This is a genomic window from Enterobacter sp. SORGH_AS_0287, from assembly GCF_031453695.1.
Classification (GTDB): domain Bacteria; phylum Pseudomonadota; class Gammaproteobacteria; order Enterobacterales; family Enterobacteriaceae; genus Enterobacter; species Enterobacter ludwigii.
In genome coordinates, this window is record NZ_JAVIZW010000001.1 from 4498351 (window position 1) to 4511325 (window position 12975).

13 protein-coding genes and 1 pseudogene are annotated in these 12975 nt (G+C 55.0%); 10 read left to right on the forward strand and 4 right to left on the reverse strand.

From position 1 onward, the window contains the following. Positions 1-61 precede the first annotated feature (61 nt). Together aas and lplT are read left to right on the forward strand one after the other, a co-directional pair. Positions 62-2221, forward strand: a complete 2160-nt coding sequence (gene aas, locus QE396_RS21440) for a bifunctional acyl-ACP--phospholipid O-acyltransferase/long-chain-fatty-acid--ACP ligase (protein ID WP_020883773.1) — start codon at positions 62-64, stop codon at positions 2219-2221. After that, positions 2214-3407 (forward strand): lysophospholipid transporter LplT, encoded by a 1194-nt coding sequence (gene lplT, locus QE396_RS21445; RefSeq protein ID WP_025203340.1) that lies wholly within the window; start codon positions 2214-2216, stop codon positions 3405-3407. The genes aas and lplT overlap by 8 nt, the downstream gene beginning before the upstream one ends. A gap of 78 nt (positions 3408-3485) precedes the next feature. Here the strand turns inward: lplT and QE396_RS21450 are convergent, their stop codons facing one another. The 4 genes and pseudogenes from QE396_RS21450 to QE396_RS21465 form a co-directional block, all read right to left on the reverse strand. Beyond that, positions 3486-4526: an NADP(H)-dependent aldo-keto reductase gene (locus QE396_RS21450; protein ID WP_309952397.1), complete on the reverse strand. Its 1041-nt coding sequence runs from the start codon at positions 4524-4526 to the stop codon at positions 3486-3488. 132 nt (positions 4527-4658) lie between these two features. Continuing rightward, positions 4659-4877 carry a YgdI/YgdR family lipoprotein gene (locus QE396_RS21455; protein WP_020883776.1) on the reverse strand — a complete coding sequence of 73 codons (219 nt, stop codon included), beginning with the start codon at positions 4875-4877 and terminating at the stop codon, positions 4659-4661. Positions 4878-5005: 128 nt separating this feature from the next. Next, complete coding sequence (mutH, locus tag QE396_RS21460; protein ID WP_032678891.1) at positions 5006-5698, reverse strand: DNA mismatch repair endonuclease MutH; 693 nt, start codon at positions 5696-5698, stop codon at positions 5006-5008. Between the two features lie 154 nt (positions 5699-5852). Further along, a pseudogene (locus QE396_RS21465) lies at positions 5853-5918 on the reverse strand (hypothetical protein); the annotation flags it as partial. A 463-nt stretch (positions 5919-6381) separates the two neighbouring features. Here QE396_RS21465 and rppH point away from each other — a divergent pair. From rppH to QE396_RS21505, 8 genes are all read left to right on the forward strand, one after another. Next, positions 6382-6912 (forward strand): RNA pyrophosphohydrolase, encoded by a 531-nt coding sequence (gene rppH, locus QE396_RS21470; protein WP_013098553.1) that lies wholly within the window; start codon positions 6382-6384, stop codon positions 6910-6912. Positions 6913-6924: 12 nt separating this feature from the next. Beyond that, positions 6925-9171 carry a phosphoenolpyruvate--protein phosphotransferase gene (gene ptsP, locus QE396_RS21475; RefSeq protein WP_014171450.1) on the forward strand — a complete coding sequence of 749 codons (2247 nt, stop codon included), beginning with the start codon at positions 6925-6927 and terminating at the stop codon, positions 9169-9171. 213 nt (positions 9172-9384) lie between these two features. After that, a complete protein-coding gene (gene lgt / locus QE396_RS21480) occupies positions 9385-10260 on the forward strand; it encodes a prolipoprotein diacylglyceryl transferase (protein ID WP_014171449.1) in 876 nt (291 codons plus the stop codon). Positions 10261-10266: 6 nt separating this feature from the next. Further along, positions 10267-11061, forward strand: coding sequence for a thymidylate synthase (gene thyA / locus QE396_RS21485; protein WP_020883778.1), 795 nt, complete (start codon positions 10267-10269; stop codon positions 11059-11061). A 184-nt stretch (positions 11062-11245) separates the two neighbouring features. Continuing rightward, positions 11246-11710, forward strand: a complete 465-nt coding sequence (locus QE396_RS21490) for a prepilin peptidase-dependent protein (RefSeq protein WP_020883779.1) — start codon at positions 11246-11248, stop codon at positions 11708-11710. Beyond that, positions 11701-12261 carry a prepilin peptidase-dependent protein gene (locus QE396_RS21495; RefSeq protein WP_020883780.1) on the forward strand — a complete coding sequence of 187 codons (561 nt, stop codon included), beginning with the start codon at positions 11701-11703 and terminating at the stop codon, positions 12259-12261. The genes QE396_RS21490 and QE396_RS21495 overlap by 10 nt, the downstream gene beginning before the upstream one ends. Next, positions 12258-12659, forward strand: a complete 402-nt coding sequence (locus tag QE396_RS21500) for a DUF2509 family protein (RefSeq protein WP_020883781.1) — start codon at positions 12258-12260, stop codon at positions 12657-12659. The genes QE396_RS21495 and QE396_RS21500 overlap by 4 nt, the downstream gene beginning before the upstream one ends. Next, positions 12644-12967 (forward strand): prepilin-type N-terminal cleavage/methylation domain-containing protein, encoded by a 324-nt coding sequence (locus QE396_RS21505; protein ID WP_014171443.1) that lies wholly within the window; start codon positions 12644-12646, stop codon positions 12965-12967. Before QE396_RS21500 ends, QE396_RS21505 begins: the two co-directional genes overlap by 16 nt. Positions 12968-12975 lie beyond the last annotated feature (8 nt).

The following is a 12975-nucleotide window of genomic DNA, read 5'->3' on the forward strand; positions in this document are numbered from 1 at the left end:
CTCGTGTAATCTGCCACCATTTACTATCAACCCTTCACACTGGCTGGCAAAGGGAGTTGAGATGCTTTTTGGGTTCTTCCGTACACTCTTCCGTATTCTCTTTCGCATTCGCGTCACTGGCGATGCTCAGGCGCTTCGCGGCGAACGCGTTCTTATCACACCAAACCATGTTTCCTTTATCGACGGCATTCTGCTGGCGCTATTTCTGCCCGTGCGTCCGGTGTTTGCGGTTTATACCTCCATCAGCCAGCAGTGGTACATGCGCTGGCTCACGCCGCTGATTGATTTTGTGCCGCTCGACCCGACCAAACCGATGATGATTAAACATCTGGTGCGTCTGGTAGAGCAGGGGCGTCCGGTGGTTATTTTCCCGGAAGGGCGCATCTCGGTGACCGGTTCACTGATGAAAATCTACGACGGCGCCGGGTTTGTCGCGGCGAAGTCAAAAGCAACCGTGGTGCCACTGCGTATTGAAGGGGCGGAGCGCTCCTATTTCAGCCGTCTGAAAGGGCTGGTAAAGCAGCGCGTGTTCCCAAAAATTACGTTGCATATCCTGCCGCCAACGTCGTTACCGATGCCTGACGCGCCCCGTGCACGCGATCGCCGTAAAATTGCCGGAGAGATGCTGCACCAGATTATGATGGAAGCGCGTATGGCGGTCCGCCCGCGCGAGACGCTGTATGAATCCCTGCTGTCGGCACAGCACCGCTACGGCGCGAAGAAAAACTGCATCGAAGACATCAACTTTACCCCGGATACCTATCGCAAGCTGCTGACCAAAACATTGTTCGTGGGCCGTATTCTTGAGAAGTACAGTCAGCAGGGCGAAAAGATTGGCCTGATGCTGCCCAACGCAGGCATCAGTGCGGCGGTGATTTTTGGTGCCGTTTCTCGTGGCCGTATTCCGGCGATGATGAACTACACGGCGGGCGTGAAAGGGCTGACCAGCGCCATCACGGCAGCGCAAATCAAAACCGTCTTTACCTCCCGCCAGTTCCTCGACAAAGGCAAACTGTGGCATCTTCCTGAACAGCTTACCCAGGTACGCTGGGTCTTCCTGGAAGATCTTAAAGCGGACGTGACGACAGGCGACAAACTGTGGATTTTTGCTCATCTGCTGATGCCGCGTCTGGCTCAGGTGAAACAGCAGCCGGAAGACGACGCGATTATCCTCTTCACCTCTGGCTCTGAAGGCAACCCGAAAGGCGTCGTCCACAGTCACAAGAGTATTCTGGCGAACGTTGAGCAGATCAAAAGCATTGCCGACTTTACCGCGAAAGACCGGTTTATGTCAGCGCTGCCGCTGTTCCACTCTTTTGGCCTGACGGTGGGGCTTTTCACGCCGTTGCTGACCGGTGCCGAAGTCTTCCTTTATCCAAGCCCGTTGCATTACCGCATTGTGCCTGAGCTGGTGTATGACCGTAACTGTACCGTGTTGTTTGGAACCTCAACCTTCCTCGGAAACTACGCGCGTTTCGCCAATCCGTATGACTTCTTCCGCGTGCGCTACGTGGTTGCTGGCGCGGAAAAACTGCAGGAGAGCACGCGACAGATCTGGCAGGACAAATTTGGTCTGCGTATCCTCGAGGGGTATGGCGTGACAGAGTGTGCGCCGGTGGTCTCTATCAACGTGCCAATGGCGGCGAAACCGGGGACAGTCGGCCGAATTCTGCCTGGGCTGGATGCTCGTCTGCTGGCGGTGCCTGGCATTGAAGACGGTGGACGTCTGCAGCTGAAAGGGCCAAACGTGATGAACGGCTATCTGCGCGTGGAAAACCCCGGCGTGCTGGAAGCACCGACCGCAGAAAACGTTAATGGCGAGATTGAAACGGGCTGGTACGACACCGGCGATATTGTACGTTTCGATGAGCAAGGCTTTGTGCAGATCCAGGGGCGTGCAAAACGCTTTGCCAAGATTGCGGGTGAAATGGTCTCGCTTGAGATGGTTGAACAGCTGGCATCGGGCGTCTCCGCCGACAAGATGCATGCCACGGTTGTGAAGAGTGATGCAAGTAAAGGCGAGGCGCTGGTGCTGTTCACCACCGACAGCGAGCTTAAGCGCGACCAGTTACTGAGCTATGCCCGCGAGCACGGCATCCCGGAGCTGGCGGTACCTCGTGATATTCGCTACCTGAAACAGCTTCCGGTGCTCGGCAGCGGTAAGCCCGACTTCGTGACCCTCAAGGGCATGGTTGAACAGGCGGAACAACATAATGCGTGAGTCAGTACACACTAACACCTCTCTGCGCTCAAAAGGCATGATGGCGGTGATTGCCGCCCAGTTCCTCTCCGCCTTTGGCGATAACGCGCTGCTGTTTGCCACGCTGGCACTGCTCAAGGCTGAGTTTTACCCCGACTGGAGTCAGCCGGTTCTGCAGATGGTGTTTGTGGGCGCTTACATTATCTTTGCACCGTTTGTCGGACAGGTTGCGGACAGCTTCCCGAAAGGCCGGGTAATGATGTTTGCCAACGGTCTGAAACTGCTGGGAGCCGCCAGCATTTGTTTTGGTTTCAATCCATTTATTGGCTATACGCTGGTCGGCATTGGTGCCGCAGCCTACTCCCCGGCGAAGTATGGCATCCTCGGGGAGCTGACCACCGGTGATAAGCTGGTGAAAGCCAATGGGCTGATGGAGTCCTCCACCATTGCGGCAATCCTGCTTGGCTCCGTCGCAGGCGGTGTCCTCGCTGACTGGCACGTGCTGGCGGCCCTCGGCGTGTGTGCCGTGGTGTACGGTGGTGCGGTAGTCGCTAACCTGTTTATTCCGAAACTGCCGGTGGCGCGTCCGGGGCAATCCTGGCGCTTTAAGCCGATGACCGGCAGCTTCTTCAATGCCTGCCGCGTGCTGTGGCGTAACGGTGAAACGCGATTCTCTCTGATGGGCACCAGTATGTTCTGGGGCGCTGGCGTTACGCTGCGCTTCCTGCTGGTGCTGTGGGTGCCGGTGGCGCTGGGGATCACGGACAACGCGACGCCAACCTACCTTAATGCGATGGTGGCGATCGGGATTGTGGTGGGCGCGGGGGCAGCGGCAAAACTGGTGACGCTCGACACCGTTGCTCGCTGTATGCCGGCAGGGATCCTGATTGGCGTTGCGGTACTTTTTTTCGCGCTGCAACACGCGTTATTGCCAGCCTACGTACTGCTGATCCTGATTGGTATTCTGGGGGGCTTCTTCGTGGTGCCGCTGAATGCCCTTTTGCAGGAGCGTGGCAAGCAGACGGTCGGGGCGGGCAATGCTATTGCGGTGCAAAACCTCGGTGAAAACCTGGCGATGCTGCTGATGCTGGGCCTGTATTCGCTGGCGGTTAAAGCCGGTGCGCCGGTGGTAGGGATTGGCGTCGGGTTCGGTGGACTGTTCGCGCTGGCGATTGCCGGCTTGTGGGTCTGGCAGCGCCGCCGCTGATTCGGGTCGTCTTCAGCGCCTTTTCACAAGCGGGTGCAAACATTAAAAACGGCAACAGGGGTTGCCGTTTTGCTTTTTTTACGGTGCCGGATAGGTATAAACCTGATGCACCGCGTCAATCTCCGCCAGCACATCCTCGCTCAGGTCCAGATGGAAACTCTCAATGTTGGTTTTCAACTGTTCCATCGTCGTTGCGCCCAGCAGGGTGCTGGCCACAAACGGCTGACGGCGTACGAAGGCCAGTGCCATCTGGGCAGGATCGAGCCCGTGACGCTTCGCAATATCAACGTAGGCCGCGACGGCTTTCTGCGTCTGCTCGCCGCTATAGCGGGTAAAGCGGCTGAAGAGCGTATTACGCGCGCCGGCTGGCTTCGCACCGTTCAGGTATTTACCCGTCAGCGTACCAAAGCCCAGGCAGGAATAGGCAAGCAGCTCAACCTCTTCATATTGCGTCACTTCGGCCAGACCCACTTCGTAACTGCGGTTGAGCAGGCTGTAGGGGTTCTGGATGGTGACAATGCGCGGCAGATCGTGTTTATCAGCCAGGTGCAGGTAGCGCATAACGCCAAAAGCCGTTTCGTTAGACACGCCGATGTAGCGGATTTTGCCCGCTCGCTGGCATTCGGTCAGCGCTTCCAGCGTTTCAAGCAGCGTAACGGCGGGAGCGCTTTCGTTCCAGTTGTAGCCGAGCTTACCAAAGCAGTTGGTTGGACGCTGCGGCCAGTGTACCTGGTAGAGATCAAGATAATCGGTTTGCAGGCGCTTCAGGCTGGCATCCAGCGCGGCACGGATATTCTTGCGATCGAGGATCTGGTTTGGGCGGATCCCGGCATCGCTGTTACGCGCAGGGCCGCTGACTTTCGAGGCGATAACCAGTTTTTCGCGGTTGCCGCGTTTTGCCAGCCAGTTGCCGACGTAGGTTTCGGTAAGCCCCTGCGTTTCCGGGCGTGGAGGAACAGGGTACATCTCTGCGACATCAATCAGGTTAATGCCCTGGCTGACGGCATAATCGAGTTGTGCATGGGCATCGGCTTCGCTGTTTTGTTCACCAAATGTCATCGTGCCCAACCCCAGTTGGCTTATCTCCAGAGAGCTGTGGGGGATACGGTGATAATGCATAGCCGGCTTCCTTCAATAGACATGTAGACCGCGTCAGGAACCTCCCGACAAAGGAATATAAACATGGCAGAGGGGAAGCAAAAGGGGAAGAAAAAAATCAAAAAGGCCAGCAAGGTACTGACCTCTCTCTGTTTATCGCTCGATAATTTGCGAGACTTCGTCGCGATTGATCTGCATTTTATTCCCGGACTGATCGCGGTAGCTGACCAGACCGGTGTCATCATCGACTTCCGGCTTGCCGTCTGTCAGGATCATCCGGCCATCTTTTGTCGCCATCACGTAATCGCTGCTACAGCCCGATACTGCAAACGCTAATCCGACTGCTGAAATTAACACTGCCCATTTTTTCATCGTTATCGTCCTCACCTGGCTCGTATCAAATCATAGTGTAGTAATAACCCGATATTTCGACAGGAGGAAGCGGTAAAATCTTAAAAACCAGGTGATTATGTTTGAGAGCTCTCAAAATAAGTAAAAAACTACGTTTTGAGTAAGAAATGGCGAGCAAGCAGCGCCCCGGTAAAGTTCTTTTTGAGATAAAAACCGCGTGGCAATGTCAGTATCGGCTCGCCCCGGGCACCGATTGCTTCCGTGAGCGCTTTACTGTTCGCCGCCTTTGGCCGCAGCTGTAACACCTCTCCGTGTCGGGCGGTGATGCGCTCAACCTGACCGAGGACAATCATATCCATCAGCTCTTCCCAGTCCAGACGCAGCTGATGCTCTTCATCTTCATCCGGACTCCACAGCAGCGGTGCGCCAACCCGGCGTTCAGCCAGCGGGATCTGACGTTCTCCTTCTACGGGGACCCAAAGCACGCGCTTCAGTTTATGGCGAACGTGACTGGTTTCCCACGTCACACCGGTATTCCCGGTTAACGGTGCAACGCAGACAAATGTCGTTTCCAGGGGCTTACCAAGGCTATCGATGGGAATGGTTTTTAACTCTACGCCCAGGGCGGCGAAATCCTGCTCCGGTTTACTCCCTGCGCTTGCACCCAGCCACAGCTCCAGCAGCATGCCGATCCAGCCTTTATCCCGCTTCAGATCCTGAGGGATCGGCAGGCCAGCCATTGCCGCCAGCTCGCCAAGCGAAAAGCCAGCCAGACGCTGCGCCTGCTGTAGCAACTGGGTTTCGCTGGACGGCGGTGAAAGCAAGGGTAAAAGCGAATGCATGAAGGTAACCTTTTGATTAAAAAATACACTAAGAAATTGTCCCCTGTGGATAGAGTTTAACTTTTTCTGTACGAATATGCCATGTGCATGATTTATAGGTTTTTTTAGCACACTAAAAATGGATGGCGAGGGACAAAAATTCGGTTGTTCAATTCTGGTCACTGACAATGAACAGGATCTTACACCATGTTATCCACAGAAAAGTGGGATAACTGGGCATAACCCTGACTACTGTTTCAATTTACAGCCTTGACGTGCGACGAAAATCCAATTTTCAAACAAATTGTGCCTAACTTATTGGCACAATCTGTGGATAAAACCGACGCTGTTCGATCTTTCATCAGCACAACGATCCCTGATGTGACGATCGTCACGCTTAAGCGGTGTGGGTTGGTTTTATGACGATTAACTTTATGAAAGTAATGATTTTATTTTTTATTGGTAATGGAGGGAGATTGACGGCGGCTGAGGTTGTTCATCGGTAATCAGACACTTCTTCACAACTATATCCACAGAAAAGGTGAATAAAATTCCCCTCAGAGCCGCTCATCTGTTTATAACTCTGCCTGTATTTGTGAGTTATTCAAATGTTATTAGGTTGCAGCCCTGTAAGAGAGTGGTTTACCGCCTCCCTGTAGTGTGAAACAATCATTCATATATAAGGTTTAGTTTGGGGTAGTCCGGTGATTGATGACGATGGCTACCGCCCGAACGTAGGAATAGTAATTTGTAATCGTCAGGGCCAGGTGATGTGGGCCCGTCGATATGGTCAGCACTCCTGGCAGTTCCCGCAAGGCGGGATCAACCCGGGAGAGTCCCCAGAACAAGCGATGTACCGGGAGCTGTTTGAAGAGGTTGGTTTAAGCCGAAAAGATGTTCGCATCCTGGCTTCGACCCGCAACTGGTTGCGTTACAAGTTACCGAAACGTTTGGTGCGTTGGGACACAAAGCCGGTTTGTATCGGCCAGAAACAAAAATGGTTTCTACTGCAGTTGGTGGGCAACGATTCAGATATCAATATGCAAACCAGCAGTACGCCGGAGTTTGATGGCTGGCGTTGGGTGAGCTATTGGTATCCTGTTCGTCAGGTCGTGTCATTTAAACGCGATGTTTACCGTAGGGTGATGAAAGAGTTCGCAAGTGTTGTCATGCAGCTTCAGGAGATCCCGCCTAAGCCGCAGAGCGCACCTGCCTGGCGACGTAAAAGAGGTTAAGCTACGCAAATCATGCTCACCCGCTTGCGAGAAATAGTCGAGAAGGTGGCCAGTGCGCCGCGTCTGAATGAGGCGCTGAACATTCTGGTTACCGACATCTGTCTTGCGATGGAGACCGAAGTCTGTTCGGTGTATCTGGCCGACCACGATCGGCGTTGCTATTACCTGATGGCGACCCGTGGTTTGAAAAAGCCACGTGGACGCACCGTAACGCTCGCGTTTGATGAAGGTATCGTTGGTCTGGTTGGGCGACTCGCCGAACCTATCAACCTTGCCGACGCGCAAAAACACCCCAGCTTTAAATATATCCCCTCCGTAAAAGAAGATCGTTTCCGCGCCTTCCTGGGCGTGCCGATTATTCAGCGCCGTCAGCTGCTTGGTGTGCTGGTGGTACAGCAGCGTGAGTTGCGTCAGTACGATGAAAGCGAAGAGTCTTTCCTCGTCACGCTGGCCACGCAGATGGCCGCGATCCTCTCCCAGTCCCAGTTGACGGCACTGTTTGGTCAGTACCGCCATACGCGTATTCGCGCGCTTCCGGCGTCGCCGGGCGTCGCTATCGCCGAAGGCTGGATGGACGCCACTCTGCCGTTGATGGAGCAGGTGTACGAAGCCTCAACGCTTGATGAAGCGCTTGAGCGTGAGCGTCTCACCGCCGCGCTGGAAGAGGCGTCGAATGAGTTTCGTCGTTACAGCAAGCGCTTTGCCGCTGGGGCGCAAAAAGAGACGGCGGCCATTTTTGACCTCTACTCGCACCTTCTCTCCGATGCACGTCTGCGCCGCGAGCTTTTTGACGAAGTCGATAAAGGTGCGGTTGCGGAGTGGGCGGTTAAAAAGGTCATCGAAAAATTTGCCGAGCAGTTTGCGGCACTGACCGACGGTTACCTGAAAGAGCGGGCCGGTGATTTACGCGCCCTGGGGCAGCGTTTACTGTTCCATCTTGATGACACTATTCAGGGCGCGAATGCCTGGCCAAAACGTTTTGTTCTGGTTGCCGATGAACTCTCCGCGACAACGCTGGCTGAACTGCCTCATGACCGCCTGGCGGGCGTAGTGGTACGCGATGGCGCGGCGAACTCGCACGCGGCCATTATGGTGCGCGCGCTGGGAATTCCCACCGTTATGGGGGCGGATATCCAGCCATCGGTGCTGCACCGACGCACCCTGGTGGTCGACGGTTATCGCGGTGAGCTGTTGGTTGATCCTGAGCCGGTTCTGCTTCAGGAATACCAGCGCCTTATCAGCGAAGAGAATGAATTAAGCAAGCTGGCAGAGGATGACGTTAATCTGCCCGCGCAGCTCAAAAGCGGCGAGCGAATCAAAGTCATGCTCAACGCAGGTTTAAGCCCCGAGCATGAAGAGAAGCTCGGCAGCCGCATCGACGGTATCGGCTTATACCGCACCGAAATCCCGTTCATGCTGCAAAGTGGCTTTCCCTCTGAAGAGGAGCAGGTCGCGCAGTATCAGGGCATGCTGCAGATGTTTAACGACAAACCGGTCACCCTGCGCACCCTTGATGTCGGGGCAGATAAACAGCTGCCGTACATGCCGATCAGTGAGGAAAACCCGTGCCTGGGCTGGCGTGGGATACGCATTACGCTCGATCAGCCTGAGATCTTCCTGATCCAGGTGCGTGCCATGCTGCGCGCGAATGCGGCGACGGGTAACCTCAGCATTTTACTGCCGATGGTCACCAGCATTGATGAGATTGACGAGGCGCGGCGGCTGATTGAGCGTGCCGGTCGTGAAGTCGAAGAGATGATTGGCTATGCGATCCCCAAACCACGAATTGGGGTGATGCTTGAAGTGCCGTCTATGGTCTTTATGCTGCCGCAGCTGGCTAACCGTGTCGACTTTATCTCGGTCGGTACCAATGACCTGACGCAGTATATTCTGGCCGTCGACCGTAACAACACGCGTGTTGCCAGCATCTATGACAGCCTGCACCCGGCGATGATCCGGGCGTTAGCGATGATCGCGCGAGAAGCCGAACAGCACGATATTGATTTGCGCCTGTGTGGTGAAATGGCCGGAGATTCGATGTGCGTTGCAATCCTGATTGGGCTGGGGTACCGCCACCTCTCCATGAACGGCCGTGCGGTTGCCCGCGTGAAGTACCTGCTGCGGCATATCGATATTGAGGATGCCCGCGAGCTGGCTGAACGCAGTCTTGAAGCGCAGCTGGCCGCCGAAGTGCGTCATCAGGTGGCTGCTTTCATGGAACGACGCGGTATGGGCGGCCTGATTCGCGGCGGTCGCTAATACGTACTTTTCCCCTCACTCCGTCCTCGTCCTTTGTGACAGGGCGGAGGTGAGGATATAACACACTCCTCTATACACATCTTTTACATCTCTGGCGCATCCTCCGCGTCCGCCTTATGCTATGATTCGCAACTTTGGAGCCTCTGCTAACAGCAGAATCGCATTTCTACCGCTGTCCACTTTCAGCGGAATAACAACATCTTGTGGTGACAGATGAACAGTGGTTATCTGCATTTTCCGGAATTTGATCCGGTCATTTTCTCAATAGGACCTGTTTCGCTTCACTGGTACGGTCTGATGTACCTGGTCGGCTTCATTTTTGCCATGTGGCTTGCTGGCCGTCGCGCCAGTCGTCCCGGCAGTGGCTGGACCAAAAACGAAGTCGAGAACCTGCTGTATGCAGGCTTCCTTGGCGTGTTCCTGGGCGGCCGTATTGGGTATGTTCTGTTCTATAACCTCCCGGTATTCCTGAACGATCCACTCTACCTGTTCCGCGTCTGGGATGGCGGCATGTCCTTCCACGGCGGGCTGATTGGTGTGATCCTGGTGATGGTGATTTTTGCCAAACGCACCAAACGCAACTTCTTCCAGGTGTCAGATTTTATCGCGCCACTGATCCCGTTTGGTCTGGGAGCAGGACGTCTGGGCAACTTTATCAATGGTGAGCTCTGGGGGCGTGTCGACCCGAGTGTCTCCTTTACCATGCTGTTCCCGGGCTCGCGTGCAGAGGACATGGCGCTGCTGCCGTCTCATCCTGAGTGGCAATCCCTGTTCGATACTTACGGTGTTCTGCCGCGCCACATGTCTCAGCTTTACGAGCTGGCGCTGGAAGGTGTGGTGCTGTTTATCATCCTGAATCTGTTTATCCGTAAACCGCGTCCGATGGGGTCTGTCTCCGGTCTGTTCCTGATTGGCTACGGTGCATTCCGTATCATCGTCGAGTTCTTCCGCCAGCCGGATGCACAGTTCACCGGCGAATGGGTACAGTACATCAGCATGGGGCAGATCCTCTCCATTCCGATGATTGTCGCGGGTGTCATTATGATGATTTGGGCGTATCGTCGTCGTCCACAGCAACAACTTTCCTGAGGAACCATGAAACAGTATCTTGAACTGATGAAAAAAGTGCTCGATGAGGGCACGCCGAAAAATGACCGTACCGGTACCGGCACGCTCTCCATTTTTGGCCACCAGATGCGCTTCAATCTGCAGGAAGGTTTTCCGCTGGTGACGACAAAGCGCTGCCACCTGCGCTCGATCATTCATGAACTGCTCTGGTTCCTGCAAGGCGATACCAACGTTGCGTATCTGCATGAAAACAACGTCTCTATCTGGGACGAATGGGCAGATGAAAACGGCAACCTGGGCCCGGTGTACGGTAAGCAGTGGCGCGCATGGCCTACGCCGGATGGCCGCCATATTGACCAGATCACCACCGTGATGAACCAGCTGAAAAACGATCCGGACTCGCGCCGTATTATCGTTTCCGCCTGGAACGTCGGCGAGCTGGATAAAATGGCGCTGGCACCGTGCCATGCGTTCTTCCAGTTCTATGTGGCAGACGGCAAGCTCTCCTGCCAGCTCTATCAGCGCTCCTGCGACGTGTTCCTCGGCCTGCCGTTCAACATTGCCAGCTATGCGCTGTTAGTGCATATGATGGCGCAGCAGTGCGATCTGGACGTGGGCGATTTCGTCTGGACCGGTGGGGATACCCATCTCTACAGCAACCATATGGAACAGACGCATCTCCAGCTGACCCGCGAACCGCGCACCTTGCCTAAGCTGATTATCAAACGCAAACCGGAATCCATTTTTGATTACCGCTTTGACGATTTTGAGATTGAGGGTTATGACCCTCATCCAGGCATCAAAGCGCCCGTCGCTATCTGAGGCCGTCAATCGTGACATAACCGGTGCTGTTTAGCGCCGGTTTTTTTTCGCCTTCTTCCCGCTTTCCGACGCGTTATCCAGAACGTATGCAACACACTGCAACCGCTTAACTTTCCTTGATAAGGGCTCGTAAAACGCTCCTCCGTTGCTCGTCAATTCCAGGCCATTTCGCCACACTCCCGGCATGAAAAAAGAGAACGGTTTTACGCTTATCGAAACCCTGGTGGCTATCTCGCTGGTGGTCATTCTCAGCGCCTCCGGGCTATACGGCTGGGACAACTGGCAACGGCAGCAACGGCTCTGGCAAACCGCCGGGCAGGTGCGCGATTACCTGGCATTTCTGCGCAATGACGCAAACCGGCACAACCGTGACCACCAGGTCACACTGCGGCGCGACAGGGGCGTCACCTGTCTGATGAGCGCATTCGTGCAGGGCTGTGATAAGGGCAGTCCGTTTGTATTTATTCCCCTGTGGCCGGAGGTCACGGTAAGTGAAATAACGCCGTTATTTGGCTTCTATGGACTCAGGGATACGGCATGGGCAGGGCGAATACGCCTGCAAAGTCGTGCAGGAGAATGGCTCGTCATTGTCTCGAATGGAGGGCGAATCAGGATGTGCAATGTCACAGGAGAAGGTTCATGTCCCTAAACCAGCAGGGTTTCTCACTGATGGAAGTTTTGATTGCCACGGCGATCAGCAGTCTTTTACTGATAAGCGCCTCGCGCTTTTTACCGGGCTTGCAGCGGGCTGTTTTACAGCAATCCGGTCAGCGGGAGCTTGAGGAGGAGGTGTGGCAACGCCTTTTTTCCCTTGGCAAACAGCTTCAGCGTGCGGGGTATTGCGCCGGAAACTGTGCGGGGCAGGGACTGACGATCGGCAGGCAAGGTCGCTGTGTCATTGTACGGTGGGATGCAAACAGTAACGGTAACTGGGATAGCTCGTCTTCGGAAAACGACAGCACAGGTTTTCGTCTGGAATCAGGTGCACTGGAGATCCTGCATGGGGCGACCTCGTGTGAGGGTAAAGGATGGGAGAAACTCACTGACCCCAACAGGCTTCTCATCCAGCACTTTGTGGTGAGTCAAGTTGAGCATGCGGGGTTTGCCCCCCAGTTGAATATTGAAATGACCGCCCTTCGTCAGGGCGAGCAGGGGGCCCCCTGTCAGGCTTTTTATGGCGTCACGGGGTACAACCTGTGAACCGGCAGCGCGGGATGTCCTCGCTGGCGCTGGTATTACTTTTACTGGTGTTGGGCACGCTGATCCTCACCGGCCTCAATCAGCAGCTGACCACGTTTAGCGCACTGGTGGGCGGTGAGAGCCGCTCGGTTCAACAGCAGGCATCCGTGCAGTCAGCGCTTGAATGGGGACGCGTTCAGAGCTGGTTATCTGAGCCTGAGATCCAGTGCAAAAAGGTATCGGCGTGGCGAGTTTGCCTGCGACTACTGAATGAAGCGCGTGTGCTGCTTATCGCCGGGAGTGATGACCTGCTGCTATGGCGCAGAGGCGAAATCATCGACGGTAAGATCTATTTCTCGCCACACGGCTGGAGTGATTTTTGTCCGCTTAAGGAGAATGCGTTATGCCAGCTGCCGTGAGCAGAGAAAAAGGCTTTAGCATGGTTGAGGTATTACTGGCGATGATGCTGCTGGTGATGATCGTCACGGCACTGTCGGGTTATCAGCGAGCACTGGCGACGCGGTTCTCTATGTTTAATCAGTATCGTCAGCTCTGGCACCATGCCTGGAATCAGTCTCAGCTTTCAACAATTGCTCTCCCGGCAGGCTGGCAGGTCAGTCGGGGGCAGACAACACTCTCTGGATGTGTCAGCATCACGGTTACACTTATTTCTCCTCTGGGGCGGCGCGGCGAGATGACGCGTCTGCATTGCCCGGTTAGCCAGTAGTCGGGAGC